The 25,559-nt window shown below is 66.2% G+C and carries 22 protein-coding genes; 9 read left to right on the top strand and 13 right to left on the bottom strand.

Going from position 1 to position 25,559, the window contains the following annotated elements:
- Positions 1 to 6: 6 nt before the first annotated feature.
- Genes ASPHE3_RS16135 through ASPHE3_RS16150 form a run of 4 tightly spaced genes read right to left on the bottom strand, consistent with a single transcriptional unit; the run spans position 7 to position 4,445 of the window.
- On the bottom strand, positions 7 to 1,110 hold the full coding sequence (locus ASPHE3_RS16135) for a mandelate racemase/muconate lactonizing enzyme family protein (RefSeq protein ID WP_013602262.1): 1,104 nt from the start codon (positions 1,108 to 1,110) through the stop codon (positions 7 to 9).
- Positions 1,110 to 2,015, bottom strand: coding sequence for a 5-dehydro-4-deoxyglucarate dehydratase (locus tag ASPHE3_RS16140; RefSeq protein WP_013602263.1), 906 nt, complete (start codon positions 2,013 to 2,015; stop codon positions 1,110 to 1,112). Before ASPHE3_RS16140 ends, ASPHE3_RS16135 begins: the two co-directional genes overlap by 1 nt.
- Positions 2,012 to 2,977, bottom strand: a complete 966-nt coding sequence (locus ASPHE3_RS16145) for an NAD-dependent epimerase/dehydratase family protein (protein ID WP_013602264.1) — start codon at positions 2,975 to 2,977, stop codon at positions 2,012 to 2,014. Before ASPHE3_RS16145 ends, ASPHE3_RS16140 begins: the two co-directional genes overlap by 4 nt.
- 34 nt (positions 2,978 to 3,011) lie before the next feature.
- Positions 3,012 to 4,445 (bottom strand): Gfo/Idh/MocA family protein, encoded by a 1,434-nt coding sequence (locus ASPHE3_RS16150; RefSeq protein ID WP_013602265.1) that lies wholly within the window; start codon positions 4,443 to 4,445, stop codon positions 3,012 to 3,014.
- A gap of 382 nt (positions 4,446 to 4,827) precedes the next feature.
- Here ASPHE3_RS16150 and ASPHE3_RS16155 point away from each other — a divergent pair, with 382 nt between their 5' ends.
- Entirely contained in the window at positions 4,828 to 5,862 is a 1,035-nt protein-coding gene (locus ASPHE3_RS16155; protein ID WP_041653124.1) for a LacI family DNA-binding transcriptional regulator, read from the top strand.
- Positions 5,863 to 5,885: 23 nt separating this feature from the next.
- Here ASPHE3_RS16155 and ASPHE3_RS16160 read toward each other — a convergent pair whose 3' ends face one another.
- Complete coding sequence (locus tag ASPHE3_RS16160) at positions 5,886 to 6,596, bottom strand: FadR/GntR family transcriptional regulator (protein WP_013602267.1); 711 nt, start codon at positions 6,594 to 6,596, stop codon at positions 5,886 to 5,888.
- A 104-nt stretch (positions 6,597 to 6,700) separates the two neighbouring features.
- Between ASPHE3_RS16160 and ASPHE3_RS16165 the strand changes: the two genes are divergently transcribed.
- Positions 6,701 to 8,044, top strand: a complete 1,344-nt coding sequence (locus tag ASPHE3_RS16165; protein WP_013602268.1) for an alpha-hydroxy acid oxidase — start codon at positions 6,701 to 6,703, stop codon at positions 8,042 to 8,044.
- Positions 8,045 to 8,126: 82 nt separating this feature from the next.
- Here ASPHE3_RS16165 and ASPHE3_RS16170 read toward each other — a convergent pair whose 3' ends face one another.
- Positions 8,127 to 8,723: an ArsR/SmtB family transcription factor gene (locus ASPHE3_RS16170; RefSeq protein ID WP_013602269.1), complete on the bottom strand. Its 597-nt coding sequence runs from the start codon at positions 8,721 to 8,723 to the stop codon at positions 8,127 to 8,129.
- Here ASPHE3_RS16170 and ASPHE3_RS16175 point away from each other — a divergent pair.
- Positions 8,722 to 9,375 carry a hypothetical protein gene (locus ASPHE3_RS16175; protein ID WP_254362905.1) on the top strand — a complete coding sequence of 218 codons (654 nt, stop codon included), beginning with the start codon at positions 8,722 to 8,724 and terminating at the stop codon, positions 9,373 to 9,375. The genes ASPHE3_RS16170 and ASPHE3_RS16175 overlap by 2 nt on opposite strands.
- A gap of 28 nt (positions 9,376 to 9,403) precedes the next feature.
- Here ASPHE3_RS16175 and ASPHE3_RS16180 read toward each other — a convergent pair whose 3' ends face one another.
- The gene (locus tag ASPHE3_RS16180; protein WP_013602271.1) at positions 9,404 to 10,615 is read right to left on the bottom strand and encodes an acetoin utilization protein AcuC; all 1,212 of its coding nucleotides are present in this window, start codon (positions 10,613 to 10,615) and stop codon (positions 9,404 to 9,406) included.
- 104 nt (positions 10,616 to 10,719) lie between these two features.
- Between ASPHE3_RS16180 and ASPHE3_RS16185 the strand changes: the two genes are divergently transcribed.
- Positions 10,720 to 12,153 (top strand): TrkH family potassium uptake protein, encoded by a 1,434-nt coding sequence (locus ASPHE3_RS16185; RefSeq protein WP_013602272.1) that lies wholly within the window; start codon positions 10,720 to 10,722, stop codon positions 12,151 to 12,153.
- A gap of 40 nt (positions 12,154 to 12,193) precedes the next feature.
- Positions 12,194 to 12,832, top strand: a complete 639-nt coding sequence (locus tag ASPHE3_RS16190) for a potassium channel family protein (RefSeq protein ID WP_009358540.1) — start codon at positions 12,194 to 12,196, stop codon at positions 12,830 to 12,832.
- A gap of 200 nt (positions 12,833 to 13,032) precedes the next feature.
- Here ASPHE3_RS16190 and proC read toward each other — a convergent pair whose 3' ends face one another.
- The 5 genes from proC to ASPHE3_RS16215 form a co-directional block, all read right to left on the bottom strand.
- A complete protein-coding gene (proC, locus tag ASPHE3_RS16195; protein WP_013602273.1) occupies positions 13,033 to 13,866 on the bottom strand; it encodes a pyrroline-5-carboxylate reductase in 834 nt (277 codons plus the stop codon).
- Between the two features lie 294 nt (positions 13,867 to 14,160).
- Positions 14,161 to 15,150, bottom strand: a complete 990-nt coding sequence (locus ASPHE3_RS16200; RefSeq protein WP_013602274.1) for a Ppx/GppA phosphatase family protein — start codon at positions 15,148 to 15,150, stop codon at positions 14,161 to 14,163.
- A gap of 7 nt (positions 15,151 to 15,157) precedes the next feature.
- Positions 15,158 to 15,577, bottom strand: a complete 420-nt coding sequence (locus ASPHE3_RS16205; protein WP_013602275.1) for an SseB family protein — start codon at positions 15,575 to 15,577, stop codon at positions 15,158 to 15,160.
- A 49-nt stretch (positions 15,578 to 15,626) separates the two neighbouring features.
- Positions 15,627 to 18,353 carry a type I DNA topoisomerase gene (topA, locus tag ASPHE3_RS16210; protein ID WP_013602276.1) on the bottom strand — a complete coding sequence of 909 codons (2,727 nt, stop codon included), beginning with the start codon at positions 18,351 to 18,353 and terminating at the stop codon, positions 15,627 to 15,629.
- 124 nt (positions 18,354 to 18,477) lie between these two features.
- Positions 18,478 to 20,115 (bottom strand): DUF7059 domain-containing protein, encoded by a 1,638-nt coding sequence (locus ASPHE3_RS16215; protein WP_013602277.1) that lies wholly within the window; start codon positions 20,113 to 20,115, stop codon positions 18,478 to 18,480.
- 64 nt (positions 20,116 to 20,179) lie between these two features.
- On the opposite strand from ASPHE3_RS16215, the gene ASPHE3_RS16220 reads away from it, so the two are divergent.
- Together ASPHE3_RS16220 and ASPHE3_RS16225 are read left to right on the top strand one after the other, a co-directional pair.
- The gene (locus ASPHE3_RS16220; protein ID WP_013602278.1) at positions 20,180 to 20,656 is read left to right on the top strand and encodes a hypothetical protein; all 477 of its coding nucleotides are present in this window, start codon (positions 20,180 to 20,182) and stop codon (positions 20,654 to 20,656) included.
- A gap of 49 nt (positions 20,657 to 20,705) precedes the next feature.
- Positions 20,706 to 21,314 (top strand): hypothetical protein, encoded by a 609-nt coding sequence (locus tag ASPHE3_RS16225; RefSeq protein ID WP_013602279.1) that lies wholly within the window; start codon positions 20,706 to 20,708, stop codon positions 21,312 to 21,314.
- Here the strand turns inward: ASPHE3_RS16225 and trhO are convergent.
- Positions 21,311 to 22,204 (bottom strand): oxygen-dependent tRNA uridine(34) hydroxylase TrhO, encoded by an 894-nt coding sequence (gene trhO, locus ASPHE3_RS16230; RefSeq protein WP_041652292.1) that lies wholly within the window; start codon positions 22,202 to 22,204, stop codon positions 21,311 to 21,313. The two genes, ASPHE3_RS16225 and trhO, sit on opposite strands and share 4 nt — an antisense overlap.
- 162 nt (positions 22,205 to 22,366) lie before the next feature.
- Here trhO and ASPHE3_RS16235 point away from each other — a divergent pair, with 162 nt between their 5' ends.
- On the top strand, positions 22,367 to 23,059 hold the full coding sequence (locus tag ASPHE3_RS16235) for a GNAT family N-acetyltransferase (RefSeq protein ID WP_013602281.1): 693 nt from the start codon (positions 22,367 to 22,369) through the stop codon (positions 23,057 to 23,059).
- A gap of 64 nt (positions 23,060 to 23,123) precedes the next feature.
- Positions 23,124 to 25,499 carry a DEAD/DEAH box helicase gene (locus tag ASPHE3_RS16240; protein WP_013602282.1) on the top strand — a complete coding sequence of 792 codons (2,376 nt, stop codon included), beginning with the start codon at positions 23,124 to 23,126 and terminating at the stop codon, positions 25,497 to 25,499.
- Positions 25,500 to 25,559: the final 60 nt, after the last annotated feature.

A 25,559-nucleotide genomic window follows, 5' to 3' on the forward strand; every position in this document is an offset into this window, starting at 1 on the left:
TCTTCGTTACGGTGCGTCCCGGAAGTGGAAGCCGAGGCCGGGCTGGTCGGTGAGGCTGACAAGGCTGTTGCTGAACCTGACGGGCGCGGGGCCCGCGAGGATTCCCAGCTGCTCAAAGGATGCCTCTTCCACGTCCTCCACCAGGGTGGGCTCGGCGAGGGTCAGGGCGAGCTGGCCGGAGAGCTCGGGCAGCAGGTGCGGCATCACTTTGATGCTGTTGGTGCGGGCAAGCTCAACAATGCGCCGGAACGGGGTGATGCCTCCCACCCGGATGATGTTGGGTTGGATGATGTCCACAGCTTCCGCCTCAATGAAATCCCGGAAGCGGTAGATGGTGTGCAGGTTTTCACCGAGGGCGATCGGTACCGGTGAGTGTTTGCGCAGCCTCCGGTAGGCCCAGAGGTCGTCGGCTCGGATGGGTTCCTCGAGCCACTCCAGCCCGAAGCCGGCCAGTACATCGAGGGCGCGGAGCGTGGTGGGCAGGTCCCAGCGCTGGTTCGCGTCGATCATCAACTTCCGGTCAGGGCCCAGGACGGAACGGACTGCGGCCACGCGTTCGGCGTCCTCGTTAATGTCCGGCTTGCCCACCTTGATTTTCACGGCCCGGTGCCCGGCTGCAACCCAGCGTTCGGTCTGCGCCACGAGCTCTTCGAGGGTGTAATGCAGGTTGACCCCGGAGCCGTACACCTCCGCTGACTCGTGCCGCTGGCCCAGGAGTCCGGTGACTGAGGTGTGTGCCCGGGAGGCCTGCAGGTCCCACAGCGCCAGGTCCACACCCGCCATGGCAATGGTGGTCAGTCCACCGCCGCCGGCCTCATGCAGCCGTTTCCACAGGGCGTCCCAAACCACCTCGGGGTTGGCGGGCAGGCCGGTGACGAACGGGGCGATGTCGTATTCGAGCAGGGCCTTGACGGCCTGCGGACCAATGGTGGGCGTCCAGGAGAAACCGTGCCCCGCGCCGCCGTCGTCCGTCTGGATTTCGGTAGCGATCACATGGTTTTCCGGTGCCTCCGCGCCCCAGCTGCGGCGCAGCGGAACCGTGATGAGCCGGGTTGAAAGGCCCGTGATCCGCCGTACTGTCCGGACAGCAACAGCCGCGGGGAGGCTCATCAGCGGCCCGCCAGCTCGTAGCCCTTGGCGAGGATGGCCTTCAGCTGCACAAGCTGTTCCTCGGTGGGGTCAACCAGCGGCGGGCGCACGGAGCCAACGGGAAGTCCGCCCAGCCGCAGGCCTGCCTTGATCAGCGAAACGCCGAAGCCGGGCGTCTGGTCGCGGAGGCGGACCAGCGGTGCGTAGAAGCCTTCGAGCAGGGCGTTGCGGCGGTCCTCATCGCCGGCTTCGTAGGCGTCGTAGTAGGCCTTGGCAATCTCCGGAGCCATCGCGAAGGCGGCCGAGGAGTAGAGCGGGATGCCCAGGCCGCGGTAGGCCCCCTGGGTCAGCTCCGCGGTCAGCAGTCCGTTGAAGAAGGCGAAGTCCTTGCGTCCGGTGGCCTTGACGGCGGACACGATTTCCTGGGCCAGGCCCACATCGCCCAGGCCGTCCTTGAAGCCGACGACCTTGGGATTGGCAGCCAGCCGCGCCATCGAGGCAGCCGTGAATTTGGCGTTGCCGCGGTGGTAGACAATCACCGGCAGGCTGCTGGCATTGGCCACGGCCTCGATGTAGGCAACGAGTCCGTCGGTGGGGCCGGTGACCAGGTATGGCGGGAGGACCAGGAGGGCGTCTGCCCCCGCCTCTTCCGCGGCGCGGGCGGCTGCAATCGCGTGGCCCAGCGGCCCGCCCGCGCCGGCAACTACCGGGACCTTTCCGGCAACGACCTCGACGGCGGCCGTCACCACGGTGCGCACCTCCTCGATGCTGAGGGCGTGGAACTCACCGGTCCCGCAGGCGGGGAAGACGCCGCCGGGCCCGAATGGCAGCCGCGAGCTGATGTGTTCCTTGAGCAGGTCCACGTCAACGGCACCTTCGGCCGTGAACGGGGTGACGGGAAAGAACAGTACGCCGTCGAATTTCATGGTGTCTCCTTGGCTCCGCTGCCGGCAGTGACCAGCGCGGAGTTCTCTTCATTGAGGGTGGTGTGGGACTTGAGTTCGGTGCGCCAGCTGCGCGTGGGATGCCAGCCCAGGAGTTCCTGGGCTTTGGCTATGGAGAAGGCAGGGCTGGTTCCGGTGAGTCCTGCGCTGAGGGCTTCGCTCCCCGGCAGGAATTTCGGCATCAGTTCAGCCAGGGGTGCGGTGGCCAGGGCGTCTGCGGCTCCGACGAAAAAGGTTTCCCCGTTGGGAATGGCGGGCATCTTTTCCAGCAGCAGGTCCAGGAAATCCGCCACGTCCCGCGCATCGACGTAGTTGAAGAGGGCAGGGGCGGACAGCGCGGGATCAGCGAGCCGCTCGGCGAGGGTGTGCCCTTGCTGGGTGGGCGCGCCTTCCCACTCTTCCGGGGAAATGACGTAGCAGGGGCGGAAGGCCGCGTACCGGATCTTCTCACCTTGGGCGTTGGCGAAGGCCTGCACGGTCTGCTCGGCGATGAGTTTTGAGAGTGCGTAGGCGTTCCACGGCTTCGGCGGGGTCCGCTCGTCCAGCGGGAACGACGGCGGCAGCCAGCCTGCGGGCGATCCGTACCCCAGCACCGTGGGACTGCTGGCGGTGACAATCTTCTGCACGCCCACTTCCGTGGCGGCGCTGATGACAGCGAAGGCGAGGCGCGTGTTTGTGGCGAAAATGACGTCCTCTGGCGCGCTGAAAGGTACGGCAATCGCGGCGAGGTGGATGACGGCGTCGGGCGTTGTGTCACGGAGGAGGCGCAGCGCCTCACCCGGGGCCAGGAGGTCCGCGGTTTCCTGGACGACGCCCGCGGGCAGCTGGTCCGCCGGAACGGCGTCCCGGTCCACCGAGATAACGTGGTGGCCCTTTTCGGCGAGCCCCGCCACAACACTGCGGCCCAGCCGGCCGGAGCCGCCGGTCACGAAGATCCTGCTCATGCTTGTTCCTTTGGTAGATGTTCCGGTGCAGGAATCAGTTGCTCCGGCGAAGGTCGGCGCCGAGGTCCAGGTCCTCGATCCGGACCGGCAGCGACGACTCCAGCGAACGGTTGCCGGCGATGCCGACCGAGACGGACCGCAGCCCGTCCAGGTAGCCCGACGGGCGCCCAAGGGGATCGTCGCCCGGACCGTTGAACAGGTCAGAGAGCAGGAGTTCGTCACCGCCGCCGTGGCCGCCTTCCCCGTTGATGATCGGCACCTCGTAGGCTGCCTCCCAGTGGCGCTGGACCACCAGGCGTTCGCCGTTGCGGCGCACCGCGTCCTCTTCCTCCACGGGCGTGGCGCTCGGGTCCACCACGGTCTTCTTGTCCGTGCTGTGCAGGACGGCGGCGCGTTCCACCACCTCCAGCTCGGCACGGCCTTCGGTGCCGTTGACCGCCACGCGGTAGCCCTCCCAGGGGCTGTGCGCGTTCAGCGAGTAGCTCAGGCGCGGGCCGCCCTGGTACTCCACCACCAGCGCGAGGTTGTCCTCGATGGTGATGCCGCCGGTGAAGACATCCTGGTCACGGCGGTAGCCGTCGTAGTGCTCGTTGTCCAGGAAGAGGGCCTTGAGCCGCTCGTCCTCCCTCAGGTCAAGCGCGAACGGATCCTTCTCACGGGCGGGGGCTTCGGCGTCGGGCGTGCCGCGCTCAGGACGCGGGCCCAGGCCACGCTCTGCTGCGTTCTTATCGCCGTAGAACTTCAGCCCGCCGGAGGCGAAGACTCGCTCCGGGACGTCGTCGATCCACCAGTTGACCAGGTCGAAGTGGTGGGAGGCCTTGTGGATGAGCAGGCCGCCTGAGTTCTTCTTTTCCCGGTGCCAGCGGCGGAAGTAGTCTGCACCGTGCACGGTGTCCAGGACCCAGCTGAAGTCGATGGAGGTGACCTTGCCGATCACGCCGCTCTGGATGATTTCCTTCAGTGCGCTGTTCCGCGGTGAGTAGCGGTAGTTGAAGGTGACCACTACGTTCCGGCCGGTCTCCTGCACGGCCTGGGTGATGCGGCGGCAGCCTTCAGCGTCGATAGTGAGGGGCTTTTCGACGACGACGTCCGCCCCGGCACGGAGTCCCTCCACGATGTAGTCGGCGTGGGTGTAGTCCGGAGTGGTGACGATGACGCGGTCGATGTTGTTGGCCTGGATGAAAGCAGTGAGTTGGGCCGGATCGAAGGATGCAACCGGTCCCGGTGCGCCCAGTTCCTGGATGAGCTGCTGGTAGAACTCCACGCGGCCGGGGTTGACGTCTGAAAAGGCCACCAGTTCAGCGGTGCCGGCGTAGTTGCCGTAGATGGCACGGATGTACATCTCGGACCGTCCGCCGGTGCCGATCAGTGTGATCCGCGCTTTGCCGCTGCGGCCTGCTGCACCTTCGGCGGTGCCTGCGGCTGCTGCAGCCGCTGCGTCAGTACTGGACTCGGCTGTGTTGACCATGAGGGGTCCCTTTCGAAAGCTGATACCCGGCCGCACCGGCGGCCACTGAAGTTCACGGTGGGCGCTCTGCAGCGCCCTTCCCAAGAAAGCGTTTTCTCGGTTTGCTATTAGATTTGTACCAACCCAAGAAGCCTCCCGTCAACCATTATCAGCCTTGGGAGAAAGCGCTTTCTAGTAGTAGCCCCGACCGTGACTGCCTGCGGACCCGGAATCTTGCGGGAAAACACTGGAAAACAATAGAAATCGCTTTCCCGTACCGGTATATGCTGTGAACCAACATGCCCTCGGGCAAAGCGGCAAAGGAACTGCCACCGCAGCAGCAATGTCCAAGGCAGGAGCATGCGCCGGGCCCGGTGCCCGCAGCGCCAAGGAAGGGACCAGGATGGTCAGGAGATCGGCGACCGGCAGGATCGGGATAGCGGATGTTGCCGTGAAGGCTGGGGTTTCGCACGCTACGGTGTCCCGCGTCATGAACGGCAACTTCACGGTGGATCCGGAGATTGCCGCGCGGGTCCGGGCGGCCGCGGCTGAGCTGAAATACCAGCCAAATCCGGTGGGGCGCAGCCTTGCCCTCGGCAAGACGGACACCATCGGCATCGTTGTCCCTGACCTGGCAAACCCCACTTTCCAGGCCATCCTGCGGGGCTTGAGCCGGGCTGCGGCCCAGGACGGCTACCGGGTGCTCATCGCGGACTCCTTTGAAGTCTCCAGTGAGGAGTCCATCCTTGCCGGCGAAGCCCGGCGCCGGTGCGACGGCCTGGTCCTGTGCGCTCCCCGCATGACCGACGCGGAACTGGAAGAGATTGCCCCCTCCCTGCGGCCCCTTGTGCTGATCAACCGGACCACGGCCGCCGCGGATGTTCCCAGCCTGGTGGTGGACTATGGGCAGGGCGTTCAGGACATCGCAGAACACCTGGTGGAACTTGGCCATACCCGCCTGGCCTTTCTTTCCGGGCCTCCGCGCAGCGCTTCAAACAACCTCCGGCTCCAGGGCCTGGAGACGTTCAAGGCCGCCCACCCGCAGGTCGAGGTCATCATGCTTGAGGGCGGCTCGGACTTCGATACCGGACACGAGGCCGTGGACGCGGTACTGGAAAGCGGTGCCACCGGGATCCTGGCCTTCAATGACCTCGTGGCCATGGGGCTCATGAGCGGGCTTCACGAACGCGGCCTCGATGTTCCTGGTGACATTTCCGTCACCGGCTTCGACGACATCCCCTTTGCCAAATACACGACGCCGGCGCTGACCACGGCCGCGGTTCCCATCACCGAACTCGGCGAGCAGGCGTGGCATCAACTGCGGGCCCTTATCCGCAACGAGGAGAGCGACACGCCCGGCAGCCGGTACCAGCCGCGCCTCCAGGTCAGGTCCAGCAGCGGCCCCGCCAAAGCCCCGCGCTCAACGGTGCACGGCTAACCCCCTGCCCGAAAACTCGGCGGCTAGGGGCGGATTGGCACCGTACCTCCGGAAGCCAGCCCCGCCTCTTTGTAGTAGCCCTCGATGTGTGCCGCCACCAACTGTGCCGCCCGCTCGCCGTCGTCATTCTGCACGGCGGCCAGGATGTCACGGTGCTCGCACCTCAACCGTGCGGCCGTGGCATTCCAGTCCGGGAGATTTCCGGTGAGCCTTGACGCGTAGCCGGTAATGGATTCCCGCAAGGAACCCATCATGGCACTGACCACGGCGTTTCCGGCAGCATCGGCCAGGGCAAGGTGGAAGCGGACATCCAAGGCCAGGAATTCGTCCACGCCAACAGTTTCAGCGTCCATCTCGGCGAGGAGTCGGGCGGCCGCTTGCAGTTCCGGTGAATCGCGCCGGGCGTGCGCCACCGCCCACGACTCCAACAACACCCGGGTTTCCACGATGTCCGCCACGGGAAGGTGCTGGGTGGCAACGTGCAGCCGCAGGGCAGAGCCGAGTGCCGCCGTCGGATCTGAAATGACGACAGTTCCGGCGTCCGGGCCCGAGCCGACGCCGGCCCGCACCACACCCATGGCTTCCAGGATGCGGATAGCCTCCCTGACGGATGTCCTGGACACCTTCAACTGCTCGGCCAGTGAGCGTTCGGCGGGAAGCCTGCCGCCCACGGCGAGGCGTCCCTCGGAAAGCTGGTTCTCTATCCAGGCCAGGACAAGCTGATGCGTCTTCATGCAGACATCCTAGTTGATGTGGTCGGACCACATGCCCTAGAGTGTGGTTAGACCACACAGGGGTCCGCGGTTGCGGGCCTGTCACCGGCCCAACGGAGGACGCCATGACCCACACCATCCAGCCCAACAACCCCGAGGCCACTCCCGCCCCGGATGCCACGGATGTTCCCGTAGCCTCCGCGCCCGCAGCCACCCCTGCCACCACCACCGCCGCCGTGCCTGCCGCCCTCAAGCGGCGGATCCCCAAGTACTCTGACCTCGCTCCCCTGATGCAGTTCAAGAAGCCGGAGTTCAGCAAGGAAGCCCGGCTGAAGCGGGCCAGCACCGTCTGGGAACTGCGGGACATCGCCAAGCGGCGCACACCGCAGGCGCCCTTTGACTACACCGACGGCGCAGCTGAAGGGGAAATCACCCTCCGCCGCGCACGCCAGGCGTTCCTGGATATCGAGTTCCGTCCGGGCATCCTCCGCAACGTTTCCGCGATCGACCTCAGCACCGAGATCCTGGGCAAGCCCTCGAGGCTGCCGGTCGGCATCGCACCCACCGGATTTACCCGGATGATGCAGTCCGAAGGCGAGTACGCGGGCTCCCAGGCGGCGGAAGCCGCCGGTATCCCCTACACCCTTTCCACCATGGGCACCGCCTCCATCGAGGACGTGGCCGCTGCCGCACCCAACGGCCGCAACTGGTTCCAGCTCTACCTGTGGACTGACCGGGAGCGCTCACTGGAACTCATCGAGCGGGCCGCCAAGGCCGGCAACGACACCCTCATGGTCACCGTGGACACCGCCGTGGCCGGCGCCCGCCTCCGTGACGTCCGCAACGGCATGACCATCCCGCCGGCGCTGACCCTCAAGACCGTCCTGGACGCGTCCTACCGGCCCGCCTGGTGGTTCAACTTCCTCACCCACGAGCCGCTCACCTTCGCGTCACTCTCCCGGTACACCGGCACCGTGGCGGACCTGATCAACTCGATGTTCGACCCCACCCTGACTTTCGAGGACCTGGACTGGCTGCGCGAAACGTGGAAGGGCAAGCTGGTGGTCAAAGGCATCCAGACCGTGGAGGATGCACGCCGCGTGGTTGACCACGGCGCTGACGGCATCGTCCTGTCCAACCACGGGGGCCGCCAGCTGGACCGGGCGCCCATCCCGTTCCACCTGCTGCCCGAGGTGAAGCAGGCCTTTACCGCGGACAACACGGACGCAGCGATCATGCTGGACACCGGCATCATGAGCGGCGCGGACATCGTGGCGGCCCTGGCCCTGGGCGCCGACTTCACGCTGGTCGGCCGAGCCTATCTGTACGGCCTGATGGCCGGCGGCCGTGCCGGCGTTGACCGTATGCTGCAGATTCTGGAAAAGGACATGGCCCGCACAATGGCCCTGCTCGGCGTGTCCAGGATCTCGGAGCTCACTCCGGACCACGTGCGCCTGCTCAAGAACTAAGCGCCCAACCCAACTGGGTAGCGCCAAGTGTCGTTTTCAACCCTCAAAACGACACTTGGCGCTACCTACTTGGGGTGCTGGGCTACTTCTTGCGGCCGAATTTGGGGAGATTGGGGAGGTTGGCCAGGAGGTCCGCCGCTTTGGTGGCGGCGCGGCCCACGGTCCGGCCGATCTGTTGCGGCACGGTGTCATCGCTCAGGGGCGCCGTGGTCCCGCCGGGAATGACGACGGCGGGGCTCAGCTCCGCGCCGTCCGCCGCCAGGACGCCGGCGGACACGGCCTCGGCCGCCACAGCGCCGGCGCCTTCAGTGTCCTTGGGGGTGGCGCCTGCCTTGGCCGCGGGGGCGGGAGCAGTCCCGCCGTGGGCAACTGCCGGGGCGGCCGGCGCTGTCCCGGCCGTTACGGCTGGGGCCGCTGATCCGACGTCGAGCGTTTCCAGCCAGCTGGCGATCCCTTCAAGCGGCTTGCGATTCAAAGCGTAGTAGCGCTTTTGGCCCTGCGCCCGCATGCTCACCAACTGGGCTTCGCGAAGGACTTTGAGGTGCTTGGAAATGGTGGGCTGGCTCGCTGCCAGTTCTTCCACCAACTCGCCCACGGCTTTGTCCCCTGAACGCAGGGAGAGCAGGATATCCCGCCGGGTCGATTCCGCTATGACGGCAAATACGTCGTCTGTCACCATGCCTCCCACCCTAGCGACATATACGCCGAAAGGCATCAACTATTTCGGCCTGCACCCGAAGGCCATTGCCCCGCTTCTCCCGCGGTGCTACAACGGTGTCACCGCTGCGCCGGAATCCCGGGCATCGGCCCGCGTGAACCGAGGGGTGGTGGTGATGGATTTCTTCCGGCAGCAACTGTTCAACATCATCGCGTTTGTGTTTCTGGGACTTTTTGTGGCGGTCTGGGGCTCAGTCCTGCTGCGCGTCGGGTTCTGGGTGCCCGACGGGAGGACCGTGGCGCCGCCCCTTAATGGGGCCCTGGTTACCGCGGCCGGCGTACTGGCCACCTCGCTGAGTTCGCTGACCGCCTCGGCCCTGGGGTTCACCATCGCCGAGGTCCGACGCGACGAGCGCGGGGGCGGCGGCGCGGCAGGAGGGCGCGGCTCCGGCGCTGCCCCCGCTGTCAGTCCTTCCGAAGTCACCGCCAGGCTCTCAGGACGGATCGTCGCAGCCATCGTGGTGTACCTCGCGGTGGGCCTTCTGGTCCTGCTGCTCTGGCTTGTGAAGGGAACCGCCTCCACTGACCTGATCGGGGCCTTCGCCCTATCGCTGCTGGGCTGGCTCATCGGCGCGGCGGGCGTTGTGTTCCAAACAGAGAAATCCAGTGACTGAGCACGGGCGCGGGTAGATGAGACCTGCGTCAGTCAAACCAGGGATCCAGCCCGTGCAGCGGGAAGACGGCCTTCCGGGTGGCCATGACGGTGCGGTCAACGTCGTCGTTGGGGTCGAAGCCCACTTCCCAGGACCGCCACCACAGCTCCACGTCGTCGCTCATCATTGCCGGCGCCGACCTGCCGAACTTCTCCTCCACATAGTCCCGCCAGTCCTGCGGAACCGGGGTGCGCAGCGGCACGGGCCGTCCGGCGGCGATCCCGATCAGGTGGCTCCAGGAGCGGGGCACCACCTCGAGGACGTTATATCCCCCGCCTCCCGTCGAGATCCAGCGGTTGTCGCAATGCCTGGCCGCAAGGTTGCCGACGGCGGAGGCGGCCTCCCGCTGCCCGTCAACGCTGAGGTTGAGGTGGGTCAGGGGGTCGCTGCGGTGCGAGTCGCAGCCGTGCTGGCTGACGATGACTTCCGGCTGGAACGCAGCCACCAGCTGCGGCACCACGGCATGGAACGCCCGGAGCCAGCCGGCGTCCCCGGTACCTGAGGGCAGCGCCACGTTCACTGCCGTCCCCTCGGCCTGCGGACCGCCGATCTCGTTTGCGAAACCGGTGCCGGGGAACAACGTCAGGCCACTTTCGTGCAGTGAAATCGTGAGGACGCGCGGGTCATTCCAAAAAATGCTCTCCGTGCCGTCCCCATGGTGCGCGTCAACGTCGAGGTATGCCACCCGGCTGACACCGCCGTCGAGCAATTTTTGGATGGCGAGTGCGGCGTCGTTGTAGATGCAGAACCCGCTGGCCCGCTCACGGGCGGCGTGGTGCATGCCGCCGCCGAAGTTGATGGCGCGCAGGGCGGAGCCGTCCAGGATCCGGGAGGCCGCCAGGAGGGAGGCGCCGGCCAGCCTGGCCGCGGCGTCGTGCATGCCCGCAAAGGCGGGATCGTCCTCCGTTCCCAGGCCGCGGGACTCATCAGTCTCGCCGGGGTTGGCGCTGACCCTCTTAACCGCCGCGATGAAATCGGCGGAATGCACGGACTCCAGGTCGGCGTCGCAAGCTATGTCCGGCGCCTCCACGGCAACGTGCTCCAGGTCGAACAACCCCAGGCTTCGCGCGAGGCGGGCCGTCAGGTCCATCCGTTCCGGAGCCATCGGGTGGCCAGGCCCAAAGTTGTAGGCGGTCATGTCAGTGCTCCACGCCACCACCGTCGGGGGCGCGGGCAGGCTGAGACCCGGGAGGTATGTCATCAATCACAGGCTACCCGAGCCTCAGGCACTTGCTGCCCGGTCATTACGCGGTCATTAGTGGTTTACTACTGAGGGAAGCAGTTTCTACCGAGGAAAAGCCACACATGACGCAGAGCCAGTCGAGGCCCCGGAACCCGGCCAGCTGGCACCCCGCAGCGCAGGAGCGGGAAGGCCTCTGGATCCTTACGCGGCTGCGCGACTTCATCGATGACATCGCGAACACCTCGCCTGCCAGGCTCGCCCTCAGCGCGTTCGCCGGCGTCTGCCTGGTGTTCACATTCCTGCTGTCCTTGCCCGTCTCGTCTTCAGCCGGCACTGCCACCCCCATTCACCAGGCGCTGTTTACGGCGGTATCGGCCGTGTGCGTCACTGGCCTCACGGTGGTTTCGACCGCGATCCACTGGTCCTTCTTCGGGCAGCTCGTCATCCTGATCGGCGTCTTTATTGGCGGCCTGGGCACGCTGACCCTGGCCTCCCTGCTGGCACTGATGGTGAGCAAGCGGCTCGGGGTCCGCGGCAAGATCATCGCGGCGGAGTCCATGAACAACGCGGGCCGGCTGGGCGAGGTTGGTACCTTGCTGCGCATCGTCATCACCACGTCCGTGGTGATCGAAGGCATCCTGGCGCTGGCGCTCATCCCCCGGTTCCTCACCCTGGGCGAGCCCTTCTGGCAGTCTGTGTGGCACGGCATCTTCTATGCCATCTCGTCGTTCAACAACGCAGGATTCACCCCCCATTCGGACGGGATCGTCCCCTACGAGACGGATCTTTGGATCCTGGTTCCCCTGATGCTCGGCGTTTTCCTGGGCAGCCTCGGCTTCCCGGTGGTGATGGTGCTCCAGCAGAACGGGTTGAACTGGAAGAAGTGGAACCTGCACACCAAGCTGACCATCCAGGTGTCCTTCATCCTGCTGGCAGCGGGCACGTTCCTGTGGGCCCTCATGGAGTGGGACAACCTGCGCACCATCGGGACCATGAACCTCGGGGACAAAGTCACCCACGCCTTGTTCGCTTCGGTCATGATGCGGTCCGGCGGCTTTAACCTCGTGGACCAGAACCAGATGGAGTCCACTACCATGCTGCTGACGGACGCCCTGATGTTCGCCGGCGGCGGTTCAGCCTCCACGGCTGGCGGCATCAAGGTCACCACCATTGCGGTGATGTTCCTGGCGATCGTGGCCGAGGCCCGGGGCGACGCCGACGTCAAGGTGTACGGCAGGACCATCCCGGAAGGAACCATGCGGGTGGCCATTTCGGTCATCGTTGCCGGCGCCACCCTGGTATCGGTGTCCGCGTTCCTGCTGCTCCACATCAGCGGCGCCTCCCTGGACCGGGTCCTGTTCGAGACCATTTCCGCTTTCGCCACCGTGGGCCTCAGCACCAACCTCAGCGCTGAAGTGGCGCCCTCCGGCGTGTATGTCCTTACCGCGCTGATGTTTGCCGGCCGCGTGGGCACGGTAACCCTCGCCGCCGCCCTGGCCCTCCGCCAGCGCAGCCAGCTCTATCACTACCCCGAAGAGAGGCCCATCATTGGCTAGTTCCCCAGACGCCCCGCGGCGGCCCGCCCACAACGCTCCGGTGCTGGTCATCGGGCTGGGCCGTTTCGGTTCCTCCACTGCCGAGCAGCTGGTCAAGCAGGGCCGTGAAGTGCTCGCCATCGAGCGGGACCGGACCCTCGTCCAGAAGTTCGCGCCCCTCCTGACGCATGTGGTGGAAGCCGACGCCACCAACATCGACGCCCTCCGCCAGCTTGGGGCGCAGGAGTTCAGCTCCGCCGTCGTGGGTGTGGGCACGTCCATCGAATCCTCGGTGCTGATCACGGTCAACCTGGTGGACCTTGGCATCGAGCACCTGTGGGTGAAGGCCATCACGCCCTCGCACGGCAAGATCCTCACCAGGATCGGAGCGAACCACGTGATTTACCCGGAGGCCGACGCCGGTGTCCGCGCCGCGCACTTGGTCTCCGGCCGCATGCTGGACTTCATTGAGTTCGACGACGACTTCGCCATCGTGAAGATGTACCCGCCGCGCGAAACAGTGGGATTCACCCTGGACGAATCCAAGGTCCGGTCCAAGTACGGTGTGACGATCGTGGGCGTAAAGTCACCCGGCGAAGACTTCACCTACGCCCGGCCGGAGACCAAGGTTTCCTCCCGGGACATGCTGATCGTGTCCGGCCACGTGGACCTGCTGGAACGCTTCGCCGCCCGCCCCTGACGTGGCAAGCCCGGCCAGGGAGCCGGTGGTTGGCCCCCGCCGGCGAGGGCCCCGCCCCGAGCTTGCGAGGGCAGGGAGCCGGGGGTGGGCCCCCGCTGGCGAGGGCCCCGGCCCGAGCTTGCGAGGGCAGGGAGCCGGGGGTGGGCCCCCGCTGGCGAGGGCCCCGGCCCGAGCTTGCGAGGGCAGGGAGCCGGTGGGGATTAGCCGAGCTGCTTGGTGATTTCGGCTGCCCTGTCAGCAGCAGCACGGGCACCCGCCGCAATGATGGCCGGCATGCCCCGCTCGTCAAAGGTGGCGATTGCCCGCTCCGTGGTGCCGTTCGGGCTGGTCACGGCCTTGCGGAGGGCGGTGGGGTCGGCGCCTGGCTCTGCGAGCATCATTCCGGCGCCTGCCACGGTTTCGCGGGCAAGGAGAAGGGACAATTCTGCGTCCAGGCCCAGTTCCCGGCCCGCCGCCGCCATGGCCTCCGCCAGGTAGAAGGCGTACGCGGGTCCGGAGCCGCTGATGGCCGAGAGTGCGTCCACCTGCTCCTCGGGGACTTCCACCACTGTGCCCGCCCCCTGCAGGACGTTCTTGACGTTCTGCAGCTGTTCCGTGGTGCAGTGGGTGCCCGGCGACACCGAGATCACGCCGCGGCCCACCTTGGACGGGGTATTTGGCATGGAACGGATCACCGGCTGCCCCGCCGGAAGTGCTGCCTCGAGCTGAGCGATGGAGACTGCCGCAGCAACGCTCACCACCACGGTGTGGGGAGAGAGTGCGCCGCTGATTTCCCGGGCAAGGGCCGCGATGCCTACGGGCTTGACGCCAAGGATGACGACGCCGGAGCCTTTGGTGGCCTGCTTGTTGTTGTCAGGCTCCTCCTCCCCGGCGATCGCGGTTACTCCGTGATGGCGTTCTGCCAGTTCCGCCGCCCGTTCGGCGCGCCTCACGGTGGCCACGACGTCCGCCGGATCCGTCCCGGCTTCCAGCAGGCCACTCAGAATTGCTTCGTTCATGGATCCACAGCCAAGGAATGCGATTCGGTTGCTCATGGCTCCATCATTACAGCTAGCCGCTCCCGGTGCCGAAATAGATGACCGCGGGTGGACATGCAAAAGCGGGAACCCCCAACAATCCATTCACAGCCAGCTCACATGTAAGGCGCAGGTTCCTCCCACTTAACCTCCCTACTGTAGGTAGTACCTCATTGAGGGTGCGAGTGATGCGGCAGGGATGGGGATCCCTGCCAGGGCACCGGCAGCCGGCAACAGGTTTTCCCCCATTTTTCCTGTTGGCGGCGCCGGTGCTTCCGCTTTTAACGGCCAGCCCGGGCTGCGGAAACTTCCCTAGACTGCGGCTTCGACCGGTTGCGCGGGGGCCACATGGGGTGCCGGCTCCAGCGGGCCGGCGAACACAAGCTGGTCCAGCCGGCGAAGGATCAGCCCTTCCCGCAGGGCCCAGGGGCAGATGCGGAGTTTCTTGAATTTGAAGAGCTCCAGGGCGGCTTCGGCAACGAGTGCCCCGGCCAACAACTGGTGGGCCCGGGCTTCTGATACACCCGGAAGATGCAGCCGGTCCTCGGCTTTCATCGCGGAGATGCGCTGCGCCCAAACTCCCAGGTCCGAGGCGTTGAGCTCGCGCTTAACGTAGGGGCCGGCTGCGCTGGGGGCAGCACCGGCGATCCGTGCAAGTGAACGGAAGGTCTTGGAGGTCCCTGCCACCAGGTTGGCCCGGCCCAGTCCGTCGAATTCCCGCACCGCAGGCTTCAGCGTGGCCCTGATGTAGCGCCGCAGCTCCTTGACGCTCTTGGCAGAGGGCGGATCTTCGGACAGCCAGTCCCGGGTAAGCCTGCTGGCACCCAGCGGCACGGACGTGGCCACCTCAGGCAGCTCATCCTGCCCGAAAGCCATTTCGAAGGAGCCGCCGCCGATGTCCAGGTTAAGGATGGGCCCGGCGCCCCACCCATGCCAGCGCCTGACGGCGAAGAACGTCATGGAGGCTTCTTCGCTGCCGGTCAGCTCCTGCAGCGTGACGGTGGTTTCGTGCTTGACGCGGGCCAGGACCTCGGGCCCGTTGGTGGCCTCGCGAATGGCCGAGGTACAGAAGGCCAGAAGGTCCTCCGCCTTGTGCCGGGCGGCAAACTCCCAGGCCTCCAGCACGAACTCGGTGAGCTCGTGCTGCCCGGCATCGCTGATGCTGCCGTCAGGTTCCAGGTACTGGACCAGCGAGAGCGGCCGTTTGTGGGACGCAAACGGCACGGGGCGCGCGCCGGGGTGGGCATCCACCAGGAGGAGGTGGACAGTGTTGGACCCGATATCGAGGACGCCTAGCCGCATGCTGCCATTATTGCTCGTCAGCCCGCTTGAAGTCGCGCTTGATGTTGGCAATGCCTTCGGGGTTGATTTCGAATCCGTAGGCGGCACCGGGGTTGATCACCATGCCCAGCTCCTCACCGATGTTCGCGATGATGGCGGCGCCCTGCGTGCCCAGGACGTTCGGCGCTGCTTCGAGGTACTGCTGGTCTCCACGGCTGGGGTGCGAGAAGACGGCAAGGACGGGATCGCCGTCGGCGTTACCCAGGACCAGCGGCTCCACCTGGGAGTCCTCGCCCTCGATGCCGTCCGAGCTGATGATGTAGACCTCGCTGTTCAGGAAGGACAGGATGACGTCCACGGGGCTCGCATCAGGCTGGCCGCCCTTGGCAAGATTCTCCTCGAGATCGTTGAGCGGAGTGGTATCGGCAATTCCTGGCTGTTCAGTCATCCCACTACCCGATCACGATCCCGTGCCCCATGCAAACCCCTGGCCACCGCTACTTCTTTGCGGTGGCCTTCTTCTTGGCGGGGGCCTTGCGGGTGGCGGTGCGCTTCACAGGGCCCTTGGCGCGCTTCTCGGCGAGGAGCTCAACAGCCTGTTCACGCGTCAGTTCCTCAAGGGAAGTGGCGCGCGGAACGGTGATGTTGGTGATCCCGTCCGTGATGTAGGGGCCGAAGCGGCCTTCCTTAACCACGATGTTCTTCTCGGACACGGGGTCCGGACCGAACTCCGCCAGCGGCGGGACGGCGGCACGGGCACCGCGCTGCTTGGGCTGCGAGTAGATCTCCAGGGCCTGCTCCAGCGTGATGGTGAAGATTTCCTCCTCGGAGCCGATGGACCGGGAGTCGGTTCCCTTCTTCAGGTAGGGGCCGAAGCGGCCGTTCTGGACCGTGATGAGGTTGCCTTCGGCGTCCTCGCCGAGGACGCGGGGCAGGCTCATCAGCTGGAGCGCCTCGTCCAGGGTGACGGACTCGACGGTCATGGACTTGAACAGCGATCCCGTCCGCGGTTTGGCCTTGACGGGCTTCTTCGGCGGCTTGGGCTTGCCGTTCTTGTAGTACTCCACCGGCTGGGCTGCGATCTGTTCCTCGGTCATCTCAGGGATGATCTCGGTGACGTACGCGCCATAGCGGCCGTTCTTGGCAACGATGGTGTGCCCAGTGTGCGGGTCAGTGCCCAGCACGCGTTCCTCGGGAGCAGCCGTCTCCATCAGTTCAACGGCCTTGGCGGCTGTCAGTTCGTCGGGCGCCAGGTCCTCGGGGACGTTGGCGCGCGCCGACTCGACGATCTCGCCGGTCTTGGGGTCGACGGTGGCGGCGGAGCTTTCGAGGTAGGGGCCGAATTTGCCCACGCGAAGGGTGATCTCGTCCGTGATCGGGATGGAGTTGATTTCGCGGGCGTCGATCTCGCCGAGGTTGTTCACGATGCTCAGCAGGCCCGGATCCGAGTCCTCGCCGAAGTAGAAGTGACGGAGCCAGGAGGCGCCCACGGCCTGGCCGTTGGCGATCTTGTCCAGATCGCCTTCCATGTCCGCGGTGAACTCGTAGTCCACGTAGTCGCTGAAGTGCTGTTCCAGCAGGCGGATCACCGAGAACGCGATCCAGCTGGGAACCAGTGCCGAACCCTGTTTCCGCACGTATCCGCGGTCCTGGATGGTGGAGATGGTGGACGCGTAGGTGGAGGGACGACCGATGCCCCTCTTCTCCAGCTCGGCCGTCAGCGAGGCTTCGGTGTAGCGCGGCGGCGGCGAGGTTTCGTGGCCAACCGCCACGATCTCGGACGCGGCCAACGAATCGCCCTTGGCAACGTTCGGCAGGCGGCGCGCTTCGTCGGAGTCGTCGTCTCCGCGGGTTTCGTCCTTGCCTTCCTCGTAGGCGGCGAGGAAACCGGGGAAGGTGATCACGGTGCCGGACGCGGAGAACTCTGCATCCCGCCCGTCCACGGCAACGGCACCCAGCCTGATGGTCGCCGTCGAGCCCTTGGCATCAGCCATCTGGGAGGCAACGGTGCGCTTCCAAATGAGTTCGTAGAGCCGGAATTCGTCGCCGGAAAGCTGTTTGGCCACCTGCGCCGGCGTGCGGAAGGAATCACCGGCGGGACGGATGGCCTCGTGGGCTTCCTGGGCGTTGGCTGCCTTGCCGGTGTACACGCGCGGTGACTGCGGGATGTACTCGGGGCCGTACAGTTCGGAAGCCTGGCGCCGGGCGGCGGTGACGGCCTCGTCGCTCAGCGCCGAGGAGTCGGTACGCATGTAGGTGATGTAGCCGTTTTCGTACAGGCGCTGGGCAACCTGCATGGTGCTCTTGGAGGAGAAGCGCAGCTTGCGGCCCGCCTCCTGCTGCAGCGTGGAGGTGGTGAAGGGCGCAGCCGGGCGGCGGGTGTACGGCTTGGTATCAACGGACCGGACGGTGAACGAAGCGTCCTGCAGCCCGGCTGCCAACGACGTTGCCAGCTCCTCGTTGAGGTGGGCGACGTTCTTTGAGGTGAGGACGCCGTCGTCGTTGAAGTCGCGGCCGCTGGCCACCTTGGCGCCGTCCACGGCAGCGAGCTTCGCCTTGAAGGACCCGGCGTCCGAACCGAACTGGCCGGTGAGGTCCCAATACGAGGCGGCCTTGAACGCCATGCGTTCACGCTCCCGGTCCACCACCATGCGGGTGACCACGGACTGCACGCGGCCGGCCGAGAGGCCCCGGGCCACCTTGCGCCACAGCACCGGAGAGATCTCGTAGCCGTAGAGGCGGTCCAGGATACGTCGCGTTTCCTGGGCGTCCACCAGCGCGGTGTCCACATCGCGCAGGTTGCCCATGGCGCGCTGGATGGCTTCCTTGGTGATTTCGCCAAACGTCATCCGGTACACCGGAACCTTGGGCTTGAGCACTTCCAGCAGGTGCCACGCGATGGCCTCGCCCTCGCGGTCCCCATCGGTTGCGAGATAAAGTTCGTCTGCATCCTTGAGCGCAGCCTTGAGCTCGGTCACCTTTTTCTTCTTGTCAGCCGAGACCACGTAGTACGGCTTGAAGTCGTGCTCAATGTCGACGGCGAACTTGCCCACCGACGTTTTCTTCAGCTCTGCGGGGAGTTCGGACGGCTGCGGCAGGTCGCGGATGTGACCAATGGAGGCCTCTACGATGAAGCCCTCGCCGAGGTACTTGGCGATGGTCTTGCTCTTGGCCGGAGACTCCACAATCACGAGTTTCTTGCCGGTTTTGGCCTTGCTTGGCACGGTGCTCCTACAGAAAAAGGTTGCTCGGGCAGATGCGCCCATACTGGCCTAGTTCACCATATTTTGGCGAAATGTGCGCATCCATGTGGAAAACAAGGGGGTCTCCCGGGGGCCCTTCCCAGCCTCAGGCAGCGGCGGGAATCAGGAAGCCGTCGCGCACCAGGTTGGCCACCTCGGTGAGTAAGCCGCTCCGGAATGTGACGGCGTCGAACCCGTCCCCGCCGCCCAGCAGCGCCTCCAGGGCGCCGGTGATCTGCCCCGCCGTCAGGTCGCCGTCGCAGGCTGAAACAAAGCCGGCGAGCTCAGTGCTGAGCAGGTTGGTCCGGCGCAGCCCTGCGCCCTGGCGCAGCAGGATCACGCCGGGGTGTTCGGCGCCCGGCCGCTGGTGGCGCTCCTCCGTGACGTCCTCTGCCACCAGCAGGTGCGCGTCCTCCAGCGGGTGCGCGGCCAGCCAGTCAGCGCGTTCGACGGCGGCCCCCAGGTGGGGCCCGATCGGTTGCTCGATGGGGTACGTGATTTCCTCGAACCGGCTGATGGCGGCCTGCCCGGGTTCAACCGGCCGGCGCAGCCAGACCATGCCGAAACCGATGCCCTCCACGTTCCTGGACTCGAAGTCTGCAAGATAGGCGGCGTAGGCGTCCCGGTAATGCTGCCGGTCCCGGCTCTCGGAGGCATCCCGCAGCCAGGTTTCCGCATACTGCTCCGGCCCCACCTGCTCACGCTGGATGAACCAGGCATCGATGCCCGCGCCGGCCCAGCTTTGGGGCCGTTCCTGCCATGACGTTCCCGCCACGACCTCCCAGTTGCCTAAAAGCTGGGCTGTTCCGGCAGGGGCGAGGACGGACGGCAGTGCCCTGACAAGCGAGGAGACAATTTCGTCGCCCGGCAGGCCGCCGTCGCGGTAGGTGAACTGCCCTGCGGCGTCCTCCCCCGCGCTGCGGGGGGTGATCACGAACGGAGGATTGGACACCACAAGCCCGAACTCCTCGCCCGCCACGGGATCCAGGAGCGATCCGAGGCGCAGGCTTACCCTCTCGGCCAGCCGGGCCGGGTCAACGGAGAGAGCCTCGGCATTGAGCAGGATATTGAAACGGGTGAACGCAAGCGCCCGTTCGGAAATGTCCGTGGCAGTAACGTGCTCGCAGTGGTGCAGCAGGTGGAACGCCTGGACCCCGCATCCCGTGCCCAGGTCCAGCGCGCGCTCTGTGTGGCGGCGGAATGTTGTTTGCACCAGGGTTGTGGAGGCGTGCCCGATCCCCAGGACATGGTCCCGCCGGAGCACGCCTTCCTGCTGGTGTGCTGCGAGGTCGCTGGCCACCCAGAGTTCAGCGCCGCCGCTGCCGTCGTCGTTGGCATCCCAGCCGTAAGGCCGCAGGTCGACCTTGGCGCGTAGGAGCGCGCTGCCGGGAACGGGCTCCACCAGGCCCAGTGCCAGGAGGCCTTCCGCGCGGAGCCCCGGCAGGGCGGCGTCGAGCGTTTCCGCCGGTTGCGGCTCGGCAAGCAGCCAGAGGCGGACGACGGCGGCAAGGTGCCTTACTGCCTCGTCCCGCCGCACAGCGCGTTCGGCCGCCAGCAGGGCAGGGATGGTTTGGTCCCGGTCCAGCGCCGCGGAGGCGCCAGGCCCAAGGAAGCGGGCGACGCCGTCGGGCGTGTAGTCAAGGCGGCGCAGGTCCGCGGCAAGGGCGGTGAGGAGCTCCGGAAGGTCGCTGCGGGGTGCGTCCGGGGTATTGCCGGCGGTGAACTCAAAAGGGGATGTGGGCACCGTCCAAGTTTAGTCGGGCGGCAGGCGCGGATTGGGGGCTCATTCCGCGGGGTAGCGTTGAGCCATGCCTTCCCGTTCTTCCCTCCTTGCGCGTGCCCCGCGCCAGCCGTCCGCGCGCTTCCGCCCGCCGGTGCAGGCCGCTGTGCTTGCTGCCGCAACAGCCTTTGCCCTCGCCGGATGCTCGCCCGTGGTTTCGATCGAAAACGCGGATATTCCGCAATGGCAGGCCACCGCGCTGCCTTCCGCGCCGGGAGCTGTCCTCGAGGACGCGGGCAAAATCCTGAACCGGGACCGGATCATCAGGGAAGCCGCAGATGTTCCGGCGGGCCGCTATATCCTGACGGCGACATGCGAGGGCGGCGGCAAGGCCTTCTTCGCGGTGTCGCTGGACGGGACCATGCTGGCCGACGCCGGGGCAGCCTGCAACGGCAGCCGGGAAACCACCAGGATCACGCTTCCAAAGGCGGGCGCCCTGGAAATCAGCACGTCCAGCGTGGATGCGCCCCTGATCTACGCGTACCGCCTGGCACCCGAAGGGTAACGGTCTTTCGGCTCTGGCCTGCCGGATCCCGCAGGCTTAAAGTCTGACTATGCCCAGTGTGCGGAAGTTCTCCGCGCCTCACCCCCCGCGGGCGCACTCCGCGACGACGGTCCCGGCGAGAACCGCCCGGGCGCCGCTGGCCGGAAAAGGCCGCCCCGCCGTCGTCATTGTTGCGCTGGCGGCTGGAATGCTGCTGGGCGGCTGCGAATACACGTACGACGACGGCCGGAACCTGGGTCCCGTGGAGGCGGACGCGACGCGCGCTCCCAGGCCGGTCTTCACCCGTGACCCGCTGCAGAAGGACCCCGTCAGCGAGGCCGAGCTCGGCTCGTGGGTGGCCCGGACGCTGCCCGATACAGGACAGCGGGTAGTCGCTTCGGGGGCGGGGCTGGCGGCTGCCGGGGAGGTCCGCACCGAAACCACTCCCGCCCTGGGAGCCGGGACCTATGCGCTTGCCCTGGCCTGCCGCAGCCAGCGGCGGGTGACGTTCACAGTGCGCAGCGAGACACTCACCCTGGTGGACCTTGGACTGCGCTGCGGCATCAACAGGGAGAACGTCATCTACCTTTCAGCCGAGACTGCCCTGGATATCAGGGTGGAGGCCAGGACCGGCGCCAACTACGCCTACCGGCTGCGGCTGCTCTCCGGGCAGCCCTAGGCTGCGCAGCCCTCAGGACACCGCAAGGTTTCCGGGTTGGAGGCACAGTCAGCGCAGTACAGCGTGAGGTTGCGGCAGCTGGGGTTTGAGCAGTTCTCGAACTTGCTGGTGGGTGCCGCGCAGCGGGTGCATTCGCCGATGGTCTTGGCGTCATCGCTGAACTCAAGGTGCATGCGCTTGTCAAAGACATACAGCGACCCTTCCCAGAGACCCTGGTCCTTGAAGGTTTCGCCGTACCGGACAATGCCGCCGTCCAGTTGGTACACCTCTTTGAAGCCGCGGTTCACCATGAGGCTGGACAGTACTTCGCAGCGGATGCCGCCGGTGCAGTACGTGACCACCGGCTTGTCCTTCAGGTCGTCGTACTTGCCGGACTCCAGTTCCTTGATGAAGTCGTGGGTGGTGGCGACATCCGGGACGATGGCGTCCTTGAAGCGGCCGATCTGGGCTTCGAAGGCGTTCCGGCCGTCGAAGAAGACCACGTCCTCACCGTTTTCCTTCTTGCTGTCCACCAGCTCGTGGAGTTCCTCCGGCTTCAAGTGCGTGCCGCCGCCCACCACACCGTTGGCGTCCACCTTCAATTCACCGGGCGCACCGAAGGAGACGATCTCGTCCCGGACCTTGACGCTGAGCCGGGGGAAGTCCTCGGCGCCGCCGTCGGACCATTTGACGTCGATGGCCCGGAAGCCCTTGTACTCCCGCGTGGTCTTCACATACTGCTTGACCGCGCTGATCTCTCCACCCACGGTGGCATTGATGCCGTCCTTGGAGATCAGGATGCGGCCCGTGAGGCCGAGCTTCTCGCACAGCGCGCGCTGCCAGAGCCGCACTGCGTCAGGATCGGCAATCGGGGTGAACCCGTAGAAAAGCACAATTTTGTTCAAAGCCACGTATTTAAGGGTACCGGGAGGGCGCAAAGGAACCCGCCGCCTGGCTGCATGTGCCTCCGGAACCGGCGGCGGGGCGGTTGCCGCATCACAATTGCATAAGCACCGGGGTTCTGCCCTGCCTACCCCCTGTTGCTTGTGACCGGGCTGGAATAGTCTCATCCCATGACCCCGGAAACCATGGTTGAAGACATTACCGGCCTGCTTGAGGTGTGGGTGGCAGGCTGGGCCGGTTGTCGCGGCTATACGACATCCACCGAGGGGCGCTTCCCCGCGGTCCTCCGGAATGACGCCAACGGTGACTGGGAATACTTCGCATCGGAGCCCACCGACGACGAGTTCGCGGCGCTGGCTGCCAAGACGGCCGAAGTCCCGGCGAGGGTCCTGACCATCCTTACCAATGACGTTGCCCGCTACTCTTCCCTGGCTGCCAGGCAAGGGCTGAACGTCACATCGGATTCCCAGACGATGATGATCGTGGACATGGAAACCCAGGACGCCGAAGATCCGTGGCTGTCCGACGACGACCTGGCCCTGCACACGTGGGAGCAGGACGGCGTCCACTATGCAGAGGTCCGGTCGGGAGAGACCGTGGCCGCCAGCGGACGGGTCTTTGTGGTGGGCGAGACGGCAGTGTTCGACAAAATCATCACGCAGCCGGCTTTCCAGCGCCGCGGCCTGGGCAGCTTCATCATGCGGGCCCTGGCAGCCCAAGCCTTCGGGTATGACGTACAGGAGGGCCTCCTCCTGGCTTCCCTGGACGGCCAGAAACTGTACTCGCACCTGGGCTGGACCACCGTTTCCAAAGTCCTGATGCTCTCGGCTTCCCATGACGGTGCAGACCTCTCCCTGAGCTGACCTGGTTGTTACCCCGATGGCGAACCCGGGCATGCAACGCGGAACCGGGTGAAACAATGTTGGGGTGAACCCCCATGACTCCCTGATTCCCTTGCTGGGCCGTGGCCCGGATCCGGAGCAGCTCCGTCATGTCCGTACCATCCCGGCACGTGAGGCCGAGCACGAACCGTGGCCTGCTTGGGTCCATCCCGACCTGGTAGCGGCCTATGGCTCCCTCGGCATCCAGCAGCCGTACCGGCACCAGGTTGAGGCAGCGAATATCGCCCAGGCCGGGGGGCACGTTGTGGTGGCCACCGGAACGGCGTCCGGCAAGTCGCTCGCCTACCAGCTGCCGGCACTCGATGCCATCCACCGCTCGGAACTGCGGGTGGTGGCTGATCCGGGAAAAATCCACGACGACGGGGCCGTCACCCTCTATCTGTCCCCCACCAAAGCCCTGGCTGCCGACCAGCTTAACGCCATCCGGGCCCTGAAACTGCCGACAGTCCGGGCCGAGACCTACGACGGCGATACAGACCCGGCGTCCCGCCGCTGGATCAGGGACCACGCGAACTTCATACTGGCCAACCCGGACATGCTGCACTTCGGAATCCTGCCCAACCATGCCTGGTGGGCCTCCTTCTTCCGGCGGCTGCGCTACGTGATCGTTGACGAGGCCCACAGCTACCGTGGCGTCTTCGGCTCGCACGTGGCCAACCTGATGCGCCGGCTCCGGCGGATCTGCGCCTACTACGGTGCCGGCACCTCCTATCCCGAGCCGGTGTTCATTGCGGCTTCCGCCACTGCTTCGGAGCCTGACGTCTCCTTCGCCCGGCTGATCGGGGCACCGGTGACGGCAGTGTCCCGCGACGGTTCCCCGCACGGTGCCACCACGGTGGCGCTGTGGGAACCAGCCCTGACGGAAGTGCGCGGCGAAAACGGCGCCAAGGAGCGGCGGACAGCCGTTGCTGAAACGGCGGACCTGCTGGCAAACCTGGTGTCGGCAAGGACCCGCACCATCGCCTTCATCAAATCCCGCCGTGGCGCGGAGACCATCTCCTCAATTACAAAACGCCTCCTTGATGAAGTGGATCCCAGCCTGCCCCAGCGGGTGGCGGCCTACCGGTCCGGGTACCTGCCCGAAGAACGCCGTGCCGTGGAACGTGCCCTGCGGTCGGGTGAGCTCCTGGGAGTCTCCAGCACCTCCGCCCTTGAACTGGGAATCGATATCTCCGGCCTGGATGCGGTCCTGGTGGCAGGCTGGCCTGGAACCCGCGCCTCCCTCTTCCAGCAGATCGGACGGGCGGGAAGGGCAGGCCAGGACGCCATCGCAGCCTTTGTGGCCAGCGATGACCCGCTGGACACCTTCCTGGTTAACCATCCCGAGGCGATCTTTGACGTGTCAGTGGAAGCAACGGTCTTCGACCCCTCCAACCCCTACGTGCTCGGACCCCACCTGTGCGCAGCGGCGGCGGAACTCCCCCTCGGTCCGGCCGAGCTGGACCTGTTCGGTGCCACCGCAGAGACCCTTTTGGACCGGCTGGTGGCGCAAGGCTACCTTCGACGGCGGCCCGCGGGCTGGTTCTGGACGCACTCCCAGAGTGCCGCCGGCATGGTGAACCTGCGGGCAGACGGCGGCGGACCGGTGAGCATCGTGGATGCCCAGACCGGGTCCCTGCTGGGAACCATGGATTCCCCCCAGACCCACTATCAGGCCCATACCGGGGCGGTGTACATCCACCAGGGTGACAGCTACGTGGTGGAGGACCTGAATGAAGAGGACCATTGCGTGATGGTGCGCCGCGCCAATCCGGACTACTACACCACAGCCCGGGACGTGACCCAGATTGAGGTCCTGGAGACCCTGCGGACCATGGAGTGGGGTGACGTGTCGGTGCACTTCGGCGATGTCAAGGTGACGACGCAAGTGGTCTCCTTCCAGCGCAAAGCCCTGATCTCCAACGAGATCCTTGGGGAGGAGCCGTTGGACCTCGGGGCGCGCGAACTCTTCACCAAGGCGGTCTGGTTCGTGGTGGACAACCGCTCGCTCACAGCCGCCGGGCTCCTCGAAGCCCAGTTTCCCGGCGCCCTCCATGCCGCCGAGCATGCGGCCATTGGCCTGCTGCCTTTGGTCGCGTCCAGCGACCGGTGGGACATCGGCGGCGTTTCCACCGCGCTGCATGCCGATACGGGAGTCCCCACCATCTTCGTCTATGACGGGCATCCCGGCGGGGCCGGTTTTGCCGAGCGGGGGTTCGACAAGGCCAAGGTGTGGCTGACAGCCACCCGTGATGCCATCAAGGCCTGCGAATGCGACGCGGGCTGCCCCTCCTGCGTGCAGTCACCCAAGTGCGGGAACAAGAACAACCCCCTGGACAAGGCCGCGGCAGTGTCACTCCTCGACGTCCTCCTCAAAGAGGCCACCGAAGCCGGCAGCGTCAGGGTGGAAGCCCAGCGCTGACCGGGAGCAGGCCCTCGCTGCCCGCCTTCACCTTCCTCGCATGGCCCGGCGCCCGCAGGG

Source organism: Pseudarthrobacter phenanthrenivorans Sphe3 (assembly GCF_000189535.1).
Classification (GTDB): Bacteria; Actinomycetota; Actinomycetes; order Actinomycetales; family Micrococcaceae; genus Arthrobacter; species Arthrobacter phenanthrenivorans.

What these genes read in the sequence shown, in the direction of transcription:
- ASPHE3_RS16175 (WP_254362905.1), top strand. Translation starts at nt 8,722, where the DNA reads ATGCCTCCCACCCTAGCGACATATACGCCGAAAGGCATCAACTATTTC.
- ASPHE3_RS16200 (WP_013602274.1), bottom strand. Translation starts at nt 15,150, where the DNA reads ATGCGGCTAGGCGTCCTCGATATCGGGTCCAACACTGTCCACCTCCTC.
- ASPHE3_RS16165 (WP_013602268.1), top strand. Translation starts at nt 6,701, where the DNA reads ATGACCCACACCATCCAGCCCAACAACCCCGAGGCCACTCCCGCCCCG.
- ASPHE3_RS16185 (WP_013602272.1), top strand. Translation starts at nt 10,720, where the DNA reads ATGACGCAGAGCCAGTCGAGGCCCCGGAACCCGGCCAGCTGGCACCCC.
- ASPHE3_RS16235 (WP_013602281.1), top strand. Translation starts at nt 22,367, where the DNA reads ATGACCCCGGAAACCATGGTTGAAGACATTACCGGCCTGCTTGAGGTG.
- ASPHE3_RS16220 (WP_013602278.1), top strand. Translation starts at nt 20,180, where the DNA reads ATGCCTTCCCGTTCTTCCCTCCTTGCGCGTGCCCCGCGCCAGCCGTCC.
- ASPHE3_RS16180 (WP_013602271.1), bottom strand. Translation starts at nt 10,615, where the DNA reads ATGACATACCTCCCGGGTCTCAGCCTGCCCGCGCCCCCGACGGTGGTG.
- proC (WP_013602273.1), bottom strand. Translation starts at nt 13,866, where the DNA reads ATGAGCAACCGAATCGCATTCCTTGGCTGTGGATCCATGAACGAAGCA.
- ASPHE3_RS16160 (WP_013602267.1), bottom strand. Translation starts at nt 6,596, where the DNA reads ATGAAGACGCATCAGCTTGTCCTGGCCTGGATAGAGAACCAGCTTTCC.
- ASPHE3_RS16150 (WP_013602265.1), bottom strand. Translation starts at nt 4,445, where the DNA reads ATGGTCAACACAGCCGAGTCCAGTACTGACGCAGCGGCTGCAGCAGCC.
- ASPHE3_RS16140 (WP_013602263.1), bottom strand. Translation starts at nt 2,015, where the DNA reads ATGAAATTCGACGGCGTACTGTTCTTTCCCGTCACCCCGTTCACGGCC.
- ASPHE3_RS16170 (WP_013602269.1), bottom strand. Translation starts at nt 8,723, where the DNA reads ATGGTGACAGACGACGTATTTGCCGTCATAGCGGAATCGACCCGGCGG.
- ASPHE3_RS16145 (WP_013602264.1), bottom strand. Translation starts at nt 2,977, where the DNA reads ATGAGCAGGATCTTCGTGACCGGCGGCTCCGGCCGGCTGGGCCGCAGT.
- ASPHE3_RS16205 (WP_013602275.1), bottom strand. Translation starts at nt 15,577, where the DNA reads ATGACTGAACAGCCAGGAATTGCCGATACCACTCCGCTCAACGATCTC.
- ASPHE3_RS16155 (WP_041653124.1), top strand. Translation starts at nt 4,828, where the DNA reads ATGGTCAGGAGATCGGCGACCGGCAGGATCGGGATAGCGGATGTTGCC.
- ASPHE3_RS16135 (WP_013602262.1), bottom strand. Translation starts at nt 1,110, where the DNA reads ATGAGCCTCCCCGCGGCTGTTGCTGTCCGGACAGTACGGCGGATCACG.
- ASPHE3_RS16225 (WP_013602279.1), top strand. Translation starts at nt 20,706, where the DNA reads ATGCCCAGTGTGCGGAAGTTCTCCGCGCCTCACCCCCCGCGGGCGCAC.